The organism is Amycolatopsis panacis (assembly GCF_003600245.1).
In the GTDB taxonomy this organism is placed as follows: Bacteria; Actinomycetota; Actinomycetes; order Mycobacteriales; family Pseudonocardiaceae; genus Amycolatopsis; species Amycolatopsis sulphurea.
The window spans coordinates 16,665-34,563 of the sequence record NZ_QZFV01000094.1 but is presented as its reverse complement, the minus strand read 5'-3'; the positions used below and the strand labels follow the sequence as shown (position 1 = coordinate 34,563).

17 protein-coding genes, 1 pseudogene and 1 riboswitch are annotated in these 17,899 nt (G+C 70.3%); of the genes and pseudogenes, 8 read left to right on the top strand and 10 right to left on the bottom strand.

All coding sequences use genetic code 11. From position 1 onward, the window contains the following. Positions 1-56 precede the first annotated feature (56 nt). The 3 genes from D5S19_RS19490 to D5S19_RS19480 all read right to left on the bottom strand — a co-directional run bounded on the left by D5S19_RS19490 (position 57) and on the right by D5S19_RS19480 (position 1,726). On the bottom strand, positions 57-461 hold the full coding sequence (locus tag D5S19_RS19490) for a nitroreductase family deazaflavin-dependent oxidoreductase (protein ID WP_120024775.1): 405 nt from the start codon (positions 459-461) through the stop codon (positions 57-59). Between the two features lie 58 nt (positions 462-519). Then, positions 520-1,176, bottom strand: a complete 657-nt coding sequence (locus D5S19_RS19485) for a GNAT family N-acetyltransferase (protein ID WP_120024801.1) — start codon at positions 1,174-1,176, stop codon at positions 520-522. 250 nt (positions 1,177-1,426) lie between these two features. Beyond that, positions 1,427-1,726, bottom strand: a complete 300-nt coding sequence (locus tag D5S19_RS19480; RefSeq protein WP_120024774.1) for a YciI family protein — start codon at positions 1,724-1,726, stop codon at positions 1,427-1,429. 202 nt (positions 1,727-1,928) lie between these two features. Here D5S19_RS19480 and trpS point away from each other — a divergent pair, with 202 nt between their 5' ends. Further along, complete coding sequence (gene trpS, locus D5S19_RS19475) at positions 1,929-2,894, top strand: tryptophan--tRNA ligase (protein ID WP_120024773.1); 966 nt, start codon at positions 1,929-1,931, stop codon at positions 2,892-2,894. Positions 2,895-2,949: 55 nt separating this feature from the next. Here trpS and D5S19_RS19470 read toward each other — a convergent pair whose 3' ends face one another. The 3 genes from D5S19_RS19470 to D5S19_RS19460 all read right to left on the bottom strand — a co-directional run bounded on the left by D5S19_RS19470 (position 2,950) and on the right by D5S19_RS19460 (position 5,502). Continuing rightward, the gene (locus D5S19_RS19470; protein ID WP_120024772.1) at positions 2,950-3,339 is read right to left on the bottom strand and encodes a (deoxy)nucleoside triphosphate pyrophosphohydrolase; all 390 of its coding nucleotides are present in this window, start codon (positions 3,337-3,339) and stop codon (positions 2,950-2,952) included. Positions 3,340-3,484: 145 nt separating this feature from the next. Then, positions 3,485-4,795: a sensor histidine kinase gene (locus D5S19_RS19465; protein ID WP_120024771.1), complete on the bottom strand. Its 1,311-nt coding sequence runs from the start codon at positions 4,793-4,795 to the stop codon at positions 3,485-3,487. Next, positions 4,792-5,502: a response regulator transcription factor gene (locus D5S19_RS19460; protein ID WP_199730583.1), complete on the bottom strand. Its 711-nt coding sequence runs from the start codon at positions 5,500-5,502 to the stop codon at positions 4,792-4,794. The genes D5S19_RS19465 and D5S19_RS19460 overlap by 4 nt, the downstream gene beginning before the upstream one ends. Before the next feature lie 145 nt (positions 5,503-5,647). Here D5S19_RS19460 and D5S19_RS19455 point away from each other — a divergent pair, with 145 nt between their 5' ends. Genes D5S19_RS19455 through D5S19_RS19445 form a run of 3 tightly spaced genes read left to right on the top strand, consistent with a single transcriptional unit; the run spans position 5,648 to position 8,609 of the window. Next, the gene (locus tag D5S19_RS19455) at positions 5,648-6,736 is read left to right on the top strand and encodes a LolA family protein (protein ID WP_120024770.1); all 1,089 of its coding nucleotides are present in this window, start codon (positions 5,648-5,650) and stop codon (positions 6,734-6,736) included. 41 nt (positions 6,737-6,777) lie between these two features. Further along, on the top strand, positions 6,778-7,734 hold the full coding sequence (locus D5S19_RS19450; RefSeq protein ID WP_199730584.1) for an ABC transporter ATP-binding protein: 957 nt from the start codon (positions 6,778-6,780) through the stop codon (positions 7,732-7,734). After that, entirely contained in the window at positions 7,731-8,609 is an 879-nt protein-coding gene (locus D5S19_RS19445; protein ID WP_120024768.1) for an ABC transporter permease, read from the top strand. Before D5S19_RS19450 ends, D5S19_RS19445 begins: the two co-directional genes overlap by 4 nt. Before the next feature lie 48 nt (positions 8,610-8,657). Here the strand turns inward: D5S19_RS19445 and D5S19_RS19440 are convergent, their stop codons facing one another. The 3 genes from D5S19_RS19440 to D5S19_RS19430 are packed head-to-tail and all read right to left on the bottom strand — an operon-like array spanning position 8,658 to position 12,330. Further along, a complete protein-coding gene (locus D5S19_RS19440) occupies positions 8,658-9,668 on the bottom strand; it encodes an ABC transporter ATP-binding protein (protein WP_120024767.1) in 1,011 nt (336 codons plus the stop codon). After that, positions 9,668-11,287, bottom strand: a complete 1,620-nt coding sequence (locus tag D5S19_RS19435; RefSeq protein ID WP_199730582.1) for an ABC transporter permease — start codon at positions 11,285-11,287, stop codon at positions 9,668-9,670. Before D5S19_RS19435 ends, D5S19_RS19440 begins: the two co-directional genes overlap by 1 nt. Then, entirely contained in the window at positions 11,263-12,330 is a 1,068-nt protein-coding gene (locus tag D5S19_RS19430) for a thiamine ABC transporter substrate-binding protein (RefSeq protein ID WP_120024766.1), read from the bottom strand. The genes D5S19_RS19435 and D5S19_RS19430 overlap by 25 nt, the downstream gene beginning before the upstream one ends. A gap of 25 nt (positions 12,331-12,355) precedes the next feature. Next, positions 12,356-12,467: riboswitch (TPP riboswitch) on the bottom strand. 24 nt (positions 12,468-12,491) lie between these two features. On the opposite strand from D5S19_RS19430, the gene D5S19_RS19425 reads away from it, so the two are divergent. Together D5S19_RS19425 and D5S19_RS19420 are read left to right on the top strand one after the other, a co-directional pair. Next, positions 12,492-12,782: a 4a-hydroxytetrahydrobiopterin dehydratase gene (locus tag D5S19_RS19425; RefSeq protein WP_120024765.1), complete on the top strand. Its 291-nt coding sequence runs from the start codon at positions 12,492-12,494 to the stop codon at positions 12,780-12,782. A gap of 723 nt (positions 12,783-13,505) precedes the next feature. Continuing rightward, positions 13,506-13,721 (top strand): hypothetical protein, encoded by a 216-nt coding sequence (locus D5S19_RS19420; RefSeq protein WP_233574036.1) that lies wholly within the window; start codon positions 13,506-13,508, stop codon positions 13,719-13,721. 413 nt (positions 13,722-14,134) lie between these two features. On the opposite strand, the gene ychF is transcribed toward D5S19_RS19420, so the two are convergent. After that, a complete protein-coding gene (gene ychF, locus D5S19_RS19415; protein WP_120024764.1) occupies positions 14,135-15,217 on the bottom strand; it encodes a redox-regulated ATPase YchF in 1,083 nt (360 codons plus the stop codon). A 114-nt stretch (positions 15,218-15,331) separates the two neighbouring features. On the opposite strand from ychF, the pseudogene D5S19_RS34200 reads away from it, so the two are divergent. Then, positions 15,332-16,423, top strand: a pseudogene (locus D5S19_RS34200) (bifunctional transcriptional activator/DNA repair enzyme AdaA); the annotation flags it as partial. 722 nt (positions 16,424-17,145) lie between these two features. After that, positions 17,146-17,649: a methylated-DNA--[protein]-cysteine S-methyltransferase gene (locus tag D5S19_RS19400; protein WP_120024763.1), complete on the top strand. Its 504-nt coding sequence runs from the start codon at positions 17,146-17,148 to the stop codon at positions 17,647-17,649. The last annotated feature ends 250 nt before the right edge of the window (positions 17,650-17,899 follow it).

Below are 17,899 nucleotides of genomic sequence, written 5' to 3'. Positions count from 1 at the left end.
GTCCGTGAAGGGCACCTTCACGGACTTCAGGCGGGCGGGATCGGCGCCGGCCGGGCTCAGCGCTCCAGCACGATGACGGGGATGACCCGAGTCGTCTTCTCCTGATAGTCGGCGAAACCGGGCATCTCCGCGGACATCGCGGCGAACAGCCGGTCGCGCTCGGCGCGGTCTTCGACGATCTTCGCGGTCACCGGGAACTCCTCGGTGCCGACCTCGACCGTCGTCCTCGGGTGCGCGCGCAGATTGTGGTACCAGTCCGGATTCGTGTCAGCTCCCTGTTTCGACGCGATGATCACCAGCCGGTCACCATCGGTGGTGTAGGCCAGCGGGGAGACGCGCTTCTGGCCGCTTTTCGCACCGATGTGGGTGAGCAGTAGTAGCTTGCCGCCTTCGAACGGGCCGCCCACTTTACCCCCGTTCGCACGGAATTCCTCGATGATCTTCTGGTTCCAGTCCGCCATTTCGGTCTCCTCAGCTCGTGCCGATACCAACAGTGAACGCCGCGTGGCTGTTCCACGCTCAGCCAAGCCAGCTCGCCGGCGGACCCTCGCACCGATCGGGCCACGGCACGTCGTGCTGAAACCACCATGCCTGGCAGACCCGGCCGTCCGGCAGCGTGTACCGCGGCGGTCCGGACACCCGGCGCAGCCCGGCCGCCGCCAGCGAACGGCCGCTGGCCACGTTGCCGACCTCGGCGCCCGCACGCACCCTGGCCAGCCCGAGGTGCCCGTGCGCGAGCACCAGCCCGGCGGCGAACAGCTCGCGGCCGAACCCGCGGCCGCGGTAGCCGGGGGCGAGGTAGCCACCGGTCTCGGGGCCGCCGTCCTCACCCGCGTGCACGCTCACCAGCCCGGCGCAGCGGCCGGCGGCGAGGTCGATCGCGACCACGTCGACCGAATGCGGATCCGGTGTCGTCCACTCCGGCCCGGTGCCGGGGACCACTCGCATCGCCTCGGCGCGCATCGGCTCGGCGACCACGGAGCCGGGCAGCCAGCCGAGCCATCGCTGCGCCGCCGGATCACTGCCGCCCGCCACCGCGGCGGCGTACTCCCAGGCCGTCGGCGTCCGGAAGAGGAACCGGCCGTGGGCGAACGCATGGCCCCGGCGGTCGCAGCTGCGCTTGGCCATCAGCCTGCCGCGCCGGGTCAACCGGCTCAGCAGGGGTTGGGCGGACATGTCGACCATTGCGGCGGAAATGCTACTCGCCGGCCCACAGCCGTGAAGGGACCCTTCACAGACTCAGAGTCCGTGAAGGGTCCCTTCACGGACCCGAAACCGGTCCGGCGCACGCCACGAGGTGGTCGCACACACACCTCCGCATCGCCCGCTGCCGGGCCCCCGACCAACTTTGCCGGGGCCCTGGACCCTGAGTCCGTGAAGGTGCCCTTCACGGCACCGCGGCCGAAGCGAAGGTTCCGCGCGTGGGTCAGTGCGGCGCGGCCTCGTTGATCAGCAGCAGTTCCGGGGCGGTCCTGGTCGGCGAGAACGCGATCACCTCGTACTGCGCGAGTCCCCGCACGGCGAGCGGGTCGGTGGCGAGGATCGCATCCAGCCTCGCGCGGTCCATCGGGCGGACGATGATCACCCCGCCGACGCGGGGCCGCTGCGCGCCGGAGGCCAGGAAGTGTCCCTGGTCGTACTGCTCTCCCAGCCATTTATGGTGTTCCGGCAGCGCACCGTCGATCTCCTCGGACGGCGCGGTGTAGCTGAGCAAGACGACATACATGGGTTCGACGGTAGCCCCCTCGTCCGCGGTCCGGCAGGGATCTCGTGGGCTATATTCGGGGCATGCGCGCTTCGAGCACCCAGTGGTGGCCGCCCCACGGCGGCCCCGAAGCTCTGCGCTGATCAAGCAAAGGCCGCCCCGGTGGGCGGCCTTCTCCATGTCCGTCTCCCGGGTGCACGACCGAAACCGGGAGAGGAAACCCATGGTCCAGCTGTCCGGCATCACCCCGTCCGGCCACGTCCAGCTCGGCAACCACCTCGGCGCCACCCGGCGCTGGGCGGCCGAGGGCGGGCCGCAGGACCTGTACTTCGTGTCCGATCTGCACGCGATGACCACCGCGCACAACCCGGCGAAGCTGCGTTCCCTGGCCACCGAGCAGCTCGCCGTGCTGGTGGCCACCGGGATCGAGCCGGAACGCGTGTTCGTGCAGTCCGATCTCGCCCGTGCGCTGGGTGCGCTGACCTGGGTGCTCGAATGCACCTGCGCGTACGGCGAGGCGGCCAGGATGATCCAGTTCAAGGAGAAGTCGAAGGGACAGGCCGGGGTCCGGCTGAGCCTGCTGACCTACCCGGTGCTGATGGCGGCGGACATCCTGCTGCAGGGCGCGGACGAGGTGCCGGTCGGCGAGGACCAGCGCCAGCACGTGGAGCTGGCCCGCACGCTGGCTCGGCGGTTCAACTCCACGTACGGCGAGGTGTTCACCGTGCCCGAGGCGGTGCTGCCGCCCACCGGCGCGCGGGTGAAGGACCTGGCCGAGCCGACGCGCAAGATGTCGAAGTCCGCCAGGGACGAGGCCGGTGTGGTGTTCGTGCTCGACGACCCGGACCAGGTGCGCCGCAAGATCCGCCGGGCACGCACGGACGGCGGTTCGGTACCCGCCTACGCCCCCGAGACCCGCCCGGGAATCGCCAACCTGCTCGACATCCTCGCCGCGTGCACCGGCGGTGATCCGGCCGCGCTGGCCGAGCAGTACCCGTCCTACGGGGTGCTGAAGGACGCCGTGGCGGACGCGGTGATCGAGGAGCTGCGCCCGGTGCGGGAAGGCACCCGCGCACTGCTCGACGACGTCGCCGAGCTGGAGCGGGTGCGCAAGGCCGGCGCCAAGCGTGCGGCGGACCGTGGCGAGCATCGGGTTTCTGCGGCGCTGCGGCTTATCGGTGGGGTGTGAGCCGCTTGTTTCGGCGGTGGCGTTCTTGCCCCTGTGTCGGCGGTCGAAGGGCGCGTCAGGCCAGCAACCCGTGCAACGCGGGGAGCAGGTCCCGGTCGGCGGGGAGCCAATCGATGTCGTCCAGCTCGTCCGGCCCGACCCAGCGCAACGCCGTGTGCTCGACGGCGCGCGGCTCGGCACCCGGCGAGATCAGCTCGGCGGCATAGACCCGCAGCACTTTCCCGCCGGGCAGCGGCACTTCCGGCCCGACCCGGGCACCGACGGTCACCACCACGTCGAGTTCCTCCTGGCACTCCCGCGCCAGCGCGAACGCCTCGGTCTCCCCGGCCTCGACCCGGCCCCCTGGCAGCTCCCACTGCCCCGCGTGGTGCGGTGGCCAGGCCCGTTGCTGGGCGAGCAGTTTGCCTTCGCGCACCAGCGCGGCCCCGACGATGACCCCGTCCATCCGCCCAGTCTCCCGCACGGTGGATGCCCCACCCCGGCCGCCCACCCCACGCTCGGCCGCTCGCGGCATCGTTAGGGCTGTGAAGGGTCCCTTCACAGCCTTGAGGTCCGTGAAGGGTCCCTTCACAGCCGCCGCGCCCGACCCATCACTGGCCGATGGCTCGCCAGGTGATCTCGAACCGGGCCCCGCCGTCCGGGGACTCCGTGACCCGGGCCCGGCCCCCGCGCCGCCGGACCGCCTCGGCGACCATCGCCAGCCCCAGCCCGGTGCCGCCGGAGCTGCGCGCCCGATCGTCGGCCGCCCGATAGAACCGGTCGAACACCTTCCCCCGGTGCTCCGGCGCGACGCCCGGCCCGTCGTCGTCCACCACGACCCGCACGCTGGAGCGGGAAGCCAGCACGGACACCACGATCTGCCCCGCCGCGTACCGGCAAGCGTTGCGCAGCAGGTTGTCCAGCACCAGTTCGACCTCCTGGTGCGAGGCAAAAGCCCAGGCCTGCGCCACGGCGGTACTCACCCGGGTCTGCGGCGCACCGGCGGGCAACCTGCCGACCGCGGCACGCACCTCCGAGACCATCTCGACCGGTTCCGCGGGCGGCACCTCGCCGGCGTCCGAGCGGGCGAGGGTGAGCAAACCGTCCAGTAGCGCGGAAAGCCGTTCGGCCTCGGTGAGGATGTCCGACAGCGTTTCCTGCGCCAGCTCCGGATCCGGGTTCGTCACGGCCACTTCGGCCTGCACCCGGATCGAGGCGACCGGCGAGCGCAGCTCGTGCGCCGCGTCCCCGGTGAACCGGCGCAACCGCGCGCTCACCTCCTCCTGCCGGGCGAGCAGCGCGTTGAACTCGTCGGCCAGCGCACGCATCTCGTCCTGCGATTTCGGTACCGGCAGCCGGGAACCCGACGGCAGGGCGCGCACCAGCCCGCGCATCCGGGCCACCGGCCGCAACGCGCGTCCTACCACCAGCCACGTCGCAAGCCCCGCCACCACGGTGCCGAGCACTGCGACGAGCACCAGCCACACCCCGCCGTAGTGCACCGTCGCGGCGAACCCGACCAGCCCGGCGCCGGCGACCACGAGCCGCTGGCTGCCGTCCGGCGCGCTCACCACCTGGCCCTGCCAGCGGGAACTGCCGTGCTGCACTGACGCGCCCGCCTTGAGCTGCGCGACCTCCGGACCGGTCAGCTCCGGGCGCGGCTGCCCGTCGACCGGACCGCCCGCGATGTCGAGCACTCGCAAGGTCACCGGGCCGGTGGAAGCGAGCGGGCGGCCGGCGGTGACCTCCGCGGTGGCTGGGCCGATTGCTTCGGCCAGTTCGTGGTCGACCGAGCCGGTCAGCAACGACTGCAGCTGCCCGGCGGCCAGCGTGGCGAGACCCAGCAAGCCGACCAGGGTGAGCACGGTTGCCAGCACGGTGATCCGCACGCGCAGCGAACGAGCGTGCCACCAGCCGATCACTTGACCTCGTCCGGCTGCGGGTCCGAGGCGAGGTAGCCGTGCCCACGCACCGTACGCAGCAGCGAACCGGCGCCGACCCCGTCGAGTTTGCGCCGCACGTACCCCACGTACACCTCGACGAGGTTGCGCGTGACCGACTGCTCCTCTCCCCACACCGCACGCAACAGCTCGTCCTTCGTCACCACGGTGCCGGACCGGCCGACGAGGACCTCCAGCAACGCGAACTCGCGCGGGCTGAGCGGGACCTCCTGGCCGTCCCAGCGCACCTGTCGCAGCGCGCGATCCACTTCCAGCGCACCGAGTTTCAGCATCCCGCGGGACGCCTCCGGCCCGGCGCGGCGCAACACCGCCCGCAGCTGCGCGACCAGCACGACGAACGAGAACGGCTTCACGAGGTACCCATCGGCACCGAGGTCGAGACCGTCGGCCTGGTCGATTTCACCGTCCTTTGCGGACACAAGCAGTACCGGCGTGCTGACGCCCTCCGCGCGCAGCCGTTCCAGCACCCGGTACCCGGACAACCCGGGCAGCATGATGTCCAGCAGCACGACGTCGAACGACCCGGTGCGGGCGAGCTGCAGCCCGCTGGGCCCGTCCGCGGCGGTGACCACGTCCATGTCCTCCGCACGCAGGCCGCGTTGCAGTGCTTTGCGCACGCCCGGCTCGTCGTCGACCACCAGCACCCGAGGTTTCACGGACTTCATCATGACCGGTTTGCGCAGCTGACGCCTGCGTTCTCAGCGCGATCTCAGCCTCGGGGCCGGACCATTCAGGGGTATCTCAGCCTTGAGAAGGCAGCGTCTGCGCCGGGAGCCGAGCACAATCGGGCTCGGGAACACAGGGAGAGACGACATGGATCCGAAGAAGAAGGCCATCACTGCGGCCGTCGTCGGCACCGCCCTCGGTGTCGGCGGGCTGGTTGTGGTCGCGATGCCGGCCTCCGCCGGGGCTGCCCCCCAGCTGCCGCAGGTCAGCGCGGAGGACCTCGTACAGTCGGTGATGACGGCGAAACCCGGCCCGTTCGACGGCACGGTGCAGGTCAGCAACGACCTCGGCCTGCCGCAGGTGGGCAACGCGATCCCCGGCGCGGCGATGCTGAACGTCGATTCGGCGCACGTGTTCAGCGACGGCGCGGGCAAGGCGAAGGTCTCGCTCGCCCGGGGCACCTCGCAGGAGACGTTCATCCACAACGGCAACACCATCTGGGACTACAAGTCGCAGGACAACACCGCGACGAAGACGACCATCCCGGCCGGCGTGGCGACCGGGCAGCACGGCATGGGCGAGGACAAGGCGGCCGACCCGGCCACCGCGGCCAAGGACCTGCTTGCGAAGGTCAAGGAGACCAGCACCGTGGCCGTCGACGGCACGGCCAACGTCGCCAACCGGCCGGCGTACGAGCTGGTGCTCACTCCGAAGCCGTCCGAGCGCACCCTGCTGCGTGAGATCCGCGTCGCGGTCGACTCTCAGACCCGGATGCCGCTGCGTGTCTCCGTGATGGGCAACGGAACCACTTCGCCAGTGCTGCAGCTGGCGTTCGACCAGATCGAGTTCGCACCGCAGTCGGCCGACCTGTTCACCTTCACCCCGCCCAAGGGCGCGAAGGTGACCGAGAAGACCCCGAAGGCGGACGACAAGGCGAAGTCGACGGCCGACCAGGCGAAGCAGGACACGAAGGTCGTCGGCAACGGCTGGGACACCGTGGTCGTCGGCAAGCTGCCGGCCGAAGCGCTGCAGCAGAAGCAGGGCCAGAACGGCGAGAAGGGCAACGTGGACCCGCAGAAGCTGCTGGACCGTTTCACCAAGCCGGTGAGCGGCACCTGGGGCAGCGGCCATCTGCTCACCACCAAGGTCGGCACGGCCGTGCTGACCGATGACGGCCGCTTCGCCGCCGGTGCGGTGCCGGAGCAGGTCCTGTTCGAAGCGCTGGGCAGCAAGTGACCAGCACGACGATCGAAACCGGGGCGGGCATCTCGGACGAGATGCCCGCCCCGGCGGTCCCGCCGGCCGCCCGCACCCGCGGCCTGCGCAAGGTCTACCGGAGCACGGTCGCGGTGGACCACGTGGACCTGGACGTGCCCGAGGGTGCGGTGCTCGGCATGCTCGGCCCGAACGGTTCCGGCAAGACCACCACGATCCGGATGCTGCTCGGGCTGGTACGGCCGACCGAGGGCGAGGTCGAGCTGCTCGGCAAGCGGATGCCGGATGAGTCCGCGCACGCGCTGCCGGACGTCGGCGCACTGGTCGAAGGGCCGGGCTTCCACCCGTTCCTGTCCGGCCGGGAGAACCTGCTGCGGTTCGCCGCGGCGGAACCACGGCTGGCCGCGAAGGCCATTCCGTCCGCGGTGGACGCGGCGCTGGAGCGGGTCGGCCTGACCGTGGCCGCCCGGCGCCGGTACAAGGGCTACTCGCTCGGCATGAAGCAGCGGCTCGGCCTGGCCGGCGCGCTGCTGGTGCCCCGCCGGATGGTCGTGCTCGACGAGCCCACGAACGGTCTCGATCCGGCGGGTACCAGGGAGATCCGCCGGATCATCGCCGAACTGCATGCGGACGGCGTGACCGTGGTGGTGTCCTCGCACCTGCTGGCCGAGGTCGAGGCGACCTGCACGCACGTGGCGGTGCTGCAGTCGGGCACCGTGGTCGCCCAGGGCGAGCTGGCCGAGCTGCTGGAATCCGGGAACGCGGCGCTGCTGGTCCGTACCCCGGACGCCGAGCGGGCGCTGGAAACCTTGCGGGAGAACCGGATCGGCGCGCGGCTGACCCCGGACGGCGTGCGCGCCGACCTCACCGCAACGCCCGCGCCACGCGTGCTGCAGGTGCTCGTGCAGGGCGACATCGAGGTGCACGAGGCGACCCGGGCACGCACCGGGCTGGAGGATCTGTTCGCACGGCTCACCGAAGGGGAATCGGAAGCCGGCGAAGACGAGGGGGCTGCATGACACCCGCAACGCTCACCGCGCCGGTAAGCCGGACCGGACACGACGCCGTGCCACTGGCCCGGCTGGTCGCCGCGGAGCTGCGCTGGATCTTCCGGCGGCCGCGCACGCTGGCGGTACTCGGCTTGCTGGCGCTGGTACCGATCGTGATCGGCGTGGGCCTGACGCTGGTCGGGCAGAACGCGTCCGGCAACGGCGGCGGCGACCAGGAGGGCGCGCTGATCTCGGCGGCGGTCAACAACGCGTTCGTCCTGCCCATCGCAGCGATGGTGATGACGCTGACCTTGCTGCTGCCGCTGGCCTCGGCGATGGCGGGCGCGGACGCGATCGCCGGCGAGGCGGCGCACGGCACCCTGCGTGGCTGGCTCATCGCGCCGGTGAGCCGGGGCAGGCTGCTGACGGTCAAGGCCATCGGTGTGGGGGTCGTGACGCTGGTCGCGGTGCTCGGGATGTGCGTGACCGGGGTGGTCACCGGGCTGATCCTGAACGGCACGGACTCGCTGTTCACGTTGTCCGGCACCACGTTGTCCCTCGGCGGGGCGCTGGTCCGGATCCTGCTCGTGGCGGGCTGGATCGTGCTGCAGATGTGGGCGGTCGGCGCGGTCGCGCTGGCCGTGTCCAGCTGGACCGAGCACCCGATGCTGGTGGTCGCCTCGGTGCTGGCGGGCAACATCGTGTTCACCATCCTCGGGCTCCTGTCCTCTTTGGACTGGCTACACCCGTTCCTGCTCACCAACAACTGGGCCATGGCGCCGGCCGAGGTGCTGCAGGACCCGATGTCCTCGACCCTGCTCGGCGAAGGTGCCCTGCGCGCCGCTTGCTACCTCGTCGTCGGCCTGTCGATCGCCTACGGCCGACTGTCGACCCGAGATGGCTGAAAGCTGTGAAGGGTCCCTTCACGGACTCTGCGTCCGTGAAGGGTCCCTTCACAGCCCTACTACCGTGATCCCGTCGGGATCGATGGTGAGGTGGACGGGGTCGCCCGCGCGCAGGTCCGCCGAGGCCGGCGCGATAGCGTCCACTGTGGACTCAGCAAGCCGCACGACGAGGCGTACGTGATCACGCCGGTGCACGGCGGCAGTGACCTCGCCGAACACCCCCGAGGCCGCCACCCGCAGGCCGTGCGGGCGTAGTCCCAGCCGGACCGGACCGTCCGGAGCGTCGGGTACGGCGACGGCGCCCAGTTCTGTGCGCACCACGCCCGACTCCGCGGTACCGGACAGGAACGTGCTGACGCCGAGGAATCGGGCGACCACCTCGTCGGCTGGACGCCGCCACACCGAGCCGACCGCGCCTTCCTGGCGGATCTCTCCGGAGTCGAGCACCGCCACCCGGTCGGCGAGGGTGAACGCCTCCTCCTGATCGTGCGTGACCAGCAGCGCGGTGATCTTGCTGCGCCGTAGCAACTCCGCCAGGTCGATCGCCAGCTGTTCGCGCAGCCCGGCGTCGAGCCCGGACAGCGGCTCGTCGAGCAGCAGCAACCGGGGCTCCGGCGCCAGCGCGCGGGCCAGCGCGACCCGCTGGGCCTGGCCGCCGGACAGCTCGGTCACCCGCCGCCGTTCGAAGCCTGCCAGCCCGACCAGGTCCAGCAGCTCGGCGACCCGCTTCGCGTGCTGCGCCCGCGGTACTGCGTGCATACGCAGCCCGAACGCGATGTTCGCGGCGACGTCACGGTGCGGGAACAGCTGGCCGTCCTGGAAGACCAGGCCGAAACCCCGCTTGTGCACCGGGACCGCGGCCAGATCGGCGCCGTCCCAGGAGACCGTGCCGACGGACATCGGTTCCAGACCGGTGATCGCGCGCAGCAGCGTCGACTTTCCCGAGCCGGACGGCCCGAGCAACGCGAGCACCTCACCGTCGGCGAGGTCGAGCCGGGCGTCCCGCACCGCGGTGAAAGATCCATAGTGGACAGTCACGTCCCGTACCGACAGCGCCATCAGAACTCCCCTGCCGAACCGAACCGGTCGATCAGCACGACGGCCGCGACCGTCACCAGCATCAGCAACGCGCACGCGGCGTAAGCCATCTGGTTGTTCAGCTCCCCCGGCCTGCCCATCAGCGTGGCGACCGCCACCGGCAAGGTCGGCGCGTCCGGACGGGCGAGGAAGCTCGTCGCCCCGAACTCGCCGAGCGCGACCACGAAACCGAAACCGGCCGCGGCCACCAGCGACCGCGCGGCCAGCGGCAGATCGACCTCCCGCCACACCCGCAGCGGGCTGGCACCGAGGGTCGCCGCGGCCTGACGCAGCCGTTCGTCGATAGCCCGCAGCACCGGCAGGATCATCCGCACCACCAGCGGAATGATCACCAGCGCCTGGGCCAGCGGCACGAGCATCGGCGACGTCCGCAGGTCGCCGGGCAGCGCGTCGAGCGTCACCAGGTAACCGAATCCGACGGTCACCGCGGAAACCCCCAGCGGCAGCATCAACGCGGCGTCCATCGTCTCCCCGACGCCGCGCGCGAGCCGTCCGGGCGAACGGCGCAGAACGACCAGCACCACGCTCGCGATCACCCCGATGGCCATCGCGAGGAGGGTCGCGTCGGTCGCCGCCGCGAGCGAGTTCTGCGCGGCGACCCACCCCGTCACCTGCAGCGCGCCGTTCGCTCCAGTACCCGCCAGCGCGCGGTACCCGGCGAAGCTCCAACCGTCCGGTGTGGAGACGGACTCGACGAGCAGCGCGACGATCGGCGTCAGCAGCAGCCCGAGCACCACCATCGCGGCCGTGACCACGTACCACTGCCCACCTTGCGGCCTTCGGGCAGTGACCTGCGCCGCGCGCAGCCGTACGGCGCTCTCTCGGCGCCGCCGCGCCATGGCACCGAGCGCGAGGGCCGCGACCACCGCGGCGAACTGGAGCAACGAGAGCGCGGCCGCGCCGGAGAGGTCCAGCAGGTCGACGGTCCGCAGGTAGATCTCCGTCTCCAGGGTGCGGTAGCTCCCGCCGCCGAGGATCAGCACCACGCCGAAACTGGTGGCACAAAAGAGGAACACCACTGCGGCCGCGGACGCGACTGCCGGCGCCAGCGCAGGCAGCGTGACCGTGCGGAACGCCCGCCACGGCGACGCACCCAGCGCCCGTGCGGCCTCGGTCGCTCGCAGATCGAGATGCGCCCACAGCCCGGAGACTGTCCGCGCGACCACCGCGACGTTGAAGAACGCGTTGGCCAGCACGAGCGGCAGCACTCCGCCGTCCGGCCACAACGCGCGGAAGGCCAGGCCGACGACCACCGTCGGCAACACGAACGGGATCAGCACGATGGTGCGTGCGAGCCCGATGCCAGGCAGCCGGACCCTGGCGAGCAGGAACGCCACGGGCAGCCCGGCCAGCAGCGCCACCGCCGTGGAGGCGGCGGCGCTGCCCAGCGTGAATCCGGCCAGCCGCCAGGTCTGCGGGTCCCCCAAGACGGTGTCCACGCCGCCCGCGGAGAACCCGCGGCCGACGATCGCCACCACCGGCCAGGCGAAGAACACCACCAGGAACGCGACCGGCAGCAGACCGAGCAGCGTCAGCCCGGCGGTGCGAGCCGGTCTCAGGCTCCCATGAGCGAGCGCCATGCACCGATCCACTTCTCGCGACCGGCCTGGATCTTGTCGGCCGGCATGGTCGCCGAGGCAGTCGGCAGCGGTGCCGCGTTCGCCCAGCCCGCGGGCAACTCGACACCCGTGCGCGTGGGATAGACGTACATGTTCGCCGCGACCGTGGTCTGGAACTGCTGGGACAGCAGGAAGTCGACCACCTTCTGCGCCTCGGGCACGTGCTTGCTGCCGGTCAGCACACCGGCGTACTCGACCTGCCGGAAGCAGGTTTCGAGCAGCGCCTTCGTCCGCGGCTTGCCGTCCTCGCCCAGCTCAGCGGCGGGCGACGAAGCGTAGGAGACCACGATCGGACGGGGTCCCTTGCCGGACGAACCGGAGAAGTCCTTGGTGTAGGCCTCCTCCCAGCCGCTGTCGATCTTGAGCCCGTTGGCCTTCAACCGGTTCCAGTAGGCCTGCCAGCCGTCCTCGCCGTACTTCGCGATCGTGCCGAGCAGGAACGCCAGCCCCGGCGAGGCCGTGGCCGGGCTCTCCGCGACCATCAGGTCCTTGTACTGGGGCTCGGCCAGCTCGTCGTACGAGGTGGGGGCCGGGATACCCTTGGCCGCGAAGTAGCCCGTGTCCACGTTTACGCACACATCGCCGACGTCCACCGCGGAAAGCCGGTGCTGGGTGTCCACCGCGTACCGCTGCGGCCCACGGTCGGCCTCAGGGCTGGTGTACGACTGGAATACGCCCTCGCCGAGCGCGCGGGACGCGAATGTGTTGTCGACCCCGTACGCGACGTCGCCGATCGGATTGCCCTTCGTCAGCACCAGCTTGTTGGTGAGCGCGCCCGCGTCGCCGGACTTGAGAATCTTGAGCGCGATGCCGGACTGGCGGTGGAAGGCGTCGAGCACCTCCTGCGGTACCACGAACGAATCGTGGGTGACCAGCGTCAGCGTGGGTTCCTGCTGTTCGGAGCTCGCCGAGCCGCCGGTGTCGCCGCCCGACAGCGAACAGGCGCTCGCCAGCACCGCGACCGTGAAAAGGCCCAGCACCGTGCGTGCGGTCCGCGGAATCATCTGTCCTCCTGCGCTGCACCGGCAGCGGAGGAGGGTAGGGCCTCCCTGCGCCGGCATGATCCGGATTCAGGTGCGAACGGTCGCGGACCGGCTGCCCGCCTCTCAGCCCGGCGTACCGGACTCCCGTGGCAACCTCGGAGCGTAGCCGACACCATGGAGGGATGACGGAACTCCTGAGCGACTCGGCCGCCGACGAGGCCGTACGCACCCTGTCCGGCTGGCATCGCGAGGCCGAGACCATCGTCCGCACTGTCGAACTGCCCTCGTTCCCGGCCGCGATCGAGGTGGTCGACCGGGTGGCCGAGCTGGCCGAGGCCGCCGATCACCACCCGGACATCGACATCCGCTGGCGGACCCTCACCTTCCGGCTGAGCACGCACTACCTCGGCGGCCTGACCGAACGCGACTTCGCCTTGGCCCGCCAGATCGACGCGCTGCTGGCGGCCACCTGAGGCAAGCGTGACGTCGGCAACACCGGCGACACCACCCTCCGCCTCGCACGTCTCCTGGACAGGGGAAACAAGCGAACCGGAGGGTGGCGAAGATGACGCAGGCAATCGTGGTGGGAATGGTGTCGTTCGGCCTGATGGTGGCCGCCGCGGGTGGGGTGGTCTGGCACACCGCCCGCGCCCGGCGTGATTCGTGACACACTTGGTAACAGCGGTCATGATCAAGGCGCTATGCGGGCGGAATCGTTCGGCACTCGGCCACTAGGACACGTCATGCACCGCACGCCGGCCCAGCTCACCACCGTCCAGCGCACCTGGATCACCACCTACGCGACCGCGTTCACGCTGCTCGCGATCATCGTGCTCGGCCTGCTCGGCTGAGTCTCTCGGGGCTCGCCACCTCTGCGGTGACGAGCCCCGATCCGGTTTACCCGCGTCCTGCCCGATCGGCGTCCTGCCCGATCGACGGTTACGCCATGATCAGTTCGAACCGTCCCAGGCATTGAGAATCACTCTTTTGGCCCCACTCGCGGCCGGGATTCCCTCAGAACTTCGTCGCCGACGTTGCGAAACGGACCACTTAGCCGCCCTAACCATGCCGTCACGGCACTGCACTCTTGCCCATCAGGAATGCCCGGACAAAGAATCGGTGCACTCGCGCAGAGCCCCACTGTCCTTATAACACAAGGCAACGTGCGCACACGATCCAAGAACAGAGCTGTTCACATGATCCGGAAACTCGTCTCGGGCACCGTGCCGGCTTCAGGGGTCGCCGGCGCGATCGCCGCCACCCAGGGCACCGCTTCCGCCGCCACCTTTGTGCCTGCAGGGGTTTACCCGTCCTCCGACGCATGCGCCGCCGCGGGCAACGCGGGCCTCCCGCAGCACCGCTGGGTCGGCTGGACCTGCAAGACCTCGACAACCACGGCCAGTACCTGCTGATGGTTCAGCCGACCTACTGAGCACTATGCGGCGCATTCCACCATTCCGCGGGTGAAGTGTGGCCACTAGGCAGAAAATCCGCGATCACCGGGTGGTGGTCGCGGATTTCCCGATTGCCTTTTTCACGTTTTAATACGGTTCTTTTGACTGGAGCAGGAATGAGGTACCTGCACTTTAGTGCGGATCGACACCGAAGCGTGGCAGGACCTGCGGCGGACGATGACACCTTGGCCAACACTGGTCTTGCACTGACAGGCTTCGCGAATTGTCTTTCTTGAGCACAAAGGCATATCCAACGATGCCGGTACCGCGGCCAGGTTGTCCGCGCCTGGCGGTGGGGCCGGGTCGTGACCTCACGGAACGGGCCGGAAGCCGGGTAGGCTCCCGGCACGGTAACACCTGCTCGGCGCAGGCTAGACGTTGAACCGGAATTCGACCACGTCGCCGTCCGCCATCACGTAGTCCTTGCCTTCCATCCGGACCTTGCCCGCGGAACGGGCGGCGGCCATGGAGCCCGCCTCGATCAGGTCGGCGAAGGAAACCACCTCGGCCTTGATGAAGCCGCGCTCGAAGTCGGTGTGGATGACGCCCGCGGCCTGCGGGGCGGTGGCGCCCTGCGGGACCGTCCAGGCGCGGGATTCCTTCGGGCCCGCGGTCAGGTAGGTCTGCAGGCCGAGGGTGTGGAATCCGGCGCGGGCCAGCGCGTGCAGGCCCGGCTCCGGCTGGCCGACGGATTCGAGCAGCTCGCGCACGGACTCCTCGTCGTCCAGTTCGAGTAGCTCGGCCTCCACCTTCGCGTCCAGGAACACCGCGTCCGCCGGGGCGACCAGCTTGGTCAGCTCCTCGCGGCGCGCCTCGTCGGTCAGGATGGTCTCGTCGGCGTTGAAGACGTAGAGGAACGGCTTGGTGGTGAGCAGGCTCAGTTCCCGCAGCGGCTCGGCGTCGATCTCGTTCTGCGCCTGGAACAGCGTGCGCCCGGCATCGAGGATCTCCTTGGCCTGCTGCGCGCTCTCCAGCGCCGGCCGGGACTCCTTCTTGGTCCGAGCCTCCTTCTCCAGCCGTGGCAGCGCCTTCTCCAGCGTCTGCAGGTCGGCGAGGATCAGCTCGGTGTTGATCGTCTCGATGTCGCTGGACGGGTCGATGCGGCCGTCCACGTGCACCACGTCCGGATCGTCGAACACCCGGATGACCTGGCAGATCGCATTGGCCTCACGGATGTTGGCCAGGAACTTGTTGCCGAGCCCGGCTCCCTCGGAAGCCCCCTTCACAATGCCCGCGATGTCCACAAAGGACACCACAGCGGGGACCGTCTTCTCCGAGGAGAAGACCTCGGCGAGCTGGTCCAGCCGCGGGTCCGGCAGCGGCACCACCCCGACGTTCGGCTCGATCGTGGCGAACGGGTAGTTCGCGGCGAGCACGTCGTTGCGGGTCAGCGCGTTGAACAGGGTGGACTTGCCGACGTTGGGCAGGCCGACGATGCCGAGGGTGAGACTCACGACGAGTGAGTCTACGTGCCCCGCACCGGTCACCGGCGACCCGGTGAGCGGGCGTGCAGCGTCGTGTCGGATTCCCGCCAGTCGGCCTCCTCACCTGCTGGCATCATCGAACACATGGCCTCCACGAGCACTCCGGTCTGGCGCGACACCGAGCGTTGCTACCGGGCTGTCACCGCCCGCGACCAGCGGTTCGACGGCCAGTTCATCATGGCCGTGCGCACCACCGGGATCTACTGCCGCCCGTCGTGCCCGGCACTCACGCCGAAGGCGCAGAACGTGCGTTTCTACCCGACGTCGGCGGCCGCGCAGGCCGGCGGATACCGCGCGTGCCGCCGATGCCTGCCCGACGCCGTGCCCGGGTCGCCGGACTGGAACGTCCGCGCCGACCTGGCCGCCCGCGCAATGCGACTGATCTCCGACGGCCTCGTCGAACGCGACGGCGTACCCGGCCTCGCGCGACGGCTCGGCTACTCGGAGCGCCAGCTTGGCCGCGTCCTGACAGCCGAATTGGGCGCCGGCCCACTCGCTCTCGCACGCGCCCACCGAGCGCATTCGGCGCGGCTGTTGATCGAGATGTCACAACTGCCTCTCACCGACGTCGCGTTCGCTGCGGGCTTTTCGAGCGTCCGACAGTTCAACGAGACGATCCGCGAGGTCTTCGCGACGACGCCGTCCCAGCTACGCGCAGCGAGCCTCCACCGCGGCCGTCGCAGCGAACCAAGCACTGCGACGCGCCTTAGCCTGCGTCTGCCGTTCCGCGCGCCGTTCGACGTACACGGTGTGCTGCGCTATCACGCTTCAGGCGCGCTTCGCGGCATCGAAGCCTTCGAAGGCGGCACTGCAGTCGCCGGCTACGGCCGTACGCTACGGCTGCCCCACGGCCCCGGCGTGTTCTGGACCCGCCCTCAGCCCGATCATGTCCGCTGCGACCTGACCCTGACCGACTTGCGTGACCTGGGCAGCGCAGTCACCCGGATCCGCCGGTTGCTGGATCTGGACGCGGATCCGGAGGCTGTTGCCCGGGTGCTGGCCGCCGACCCGGCGCTGGCCCCTCTCGTCACATCCACCCCCGGCGTCCGGGTTCCCGGCGCGGTCGATGGCTCGGAGATCCTGCTCCGGACCTTGCTGGGCAACAGCGCGGCGCGCCTCGTCCACCTCGGTGAGCCGCTGTCACTTCACCTCAGCGCGCCGACCTCGGACGGTCTCGGCGAGCCTGCGACCAGTGCGGGGGACTCGATCCGCCCCAGCTCGGACTCGCCGGTCCGCTGCAGCGAGCCAACTTCGCCGCACCTGCCCGAGCTGTCCTCGGCTGAGGCGGCTCAGGCAACCGAGCCTGATTCCCAATCGTCAGTGGAGAACGGGCCCGGCTCCCCCGCCGTATCCGGGGTCGCCGTGTCCCGTGCCGACGTATCCGGAGCTGCCGTATCCCGTGCCGCCGTGCCTCATGCCGAGGTATCCGAGTCCGCCATATCCCTTGCCGCTGCATCCGGAGCCGCCGTATCCCGTGCCGCCGTATCCGAGTCCGCCCCACGTTGCGCCCGCCGATCGTCCGGGCCGCCGATGGACACTCTCACCACCCTGTTCCCGACACCTGAGGCAGTCGCCGACGCCGACGTGTCACCGTTGGTCCGCAAAGTCGCCACCGCACTGGCCGAGGGAAGCCTCGACCTGCACGTCGGCCGCGACCCGGACGAGCTGCGCGATGACCTGCTCACCACGGGCGTCGATCCGGCGACCACCGCTTACGTCGTGATGCGCCTGCTTGGCGCGCCCGACGTGCTGCTGTCCGCCGATCCCGCCGTCCGGCGAGGTGCCGATGCGCTGGGCATCGACCTGGCGACTTCGGCACGCGCATGGCGACCGTGGAGTTCGTATGCGGGCATGTACCTCCGTACTCTCGCTATTCAAGCCGTTCGAGGAGAATTTTCGTGAGCACTGCTTTCTGGTCCACTATGGACACCAAGGCCGGACCGTTCACCGCCGTGGTGGCCGGCGACGGCGCCGTACTCGCCTCCGGCTGGACGGCCGACGTCGCCGAGCTGACGCCGCTCATTTCTCCGGCGCTCGCCCCGGCCACGCTGACCGAACGCCGAGACCTCGGCCCGGTCAGCGCGGCCGTGCACCGCTACCACGCCGGCGATCTGGACATCATCGCCGACGTCGAAGTCCGCCAACGCTCCGGCGCTTTCCGCGAGCACGCCTGGGAAATGCTCCGGAGAGTGCCAGCGGGAAGCCCTGTCAGCTACGCCGAGTACGCCGGCATGACCGGCAACCCGAACGCCGTTCGCGCTGCTGCTTCGGCCTGTGCTCGTAACGCCGCCGCCCTCTTCGTCCCTTGCCACCGGGTGATCCGCACCGGCGGTGGCCTGGGCAACTTTCGCTGGGGCACGGACACCAAACGCTGGCTCCTCACCCACGAACAGCCCGCCTGACGACCGGATCCGGCAACCACTCCGCGCAGGGTTTGCGGCTTCGGCTTCGGCTTCGGCTTCGGCTTCGGCTTCGGCTTCGGCTTCGGCTTCGGCTTCGGCTTCGGCTTCGGCTTCGGCTTCGGCTTCGGCTTCGGCCGGAGCACACCATCCGATGCCAGCCCGGGGAAGGCTGTCTCGGCAATCGGACCGCAGCAGCCTGCCGGGCCGGGGCAGCCTGCTCGGTCAGGCAAGCCAGCCCAACTCCAGCCGC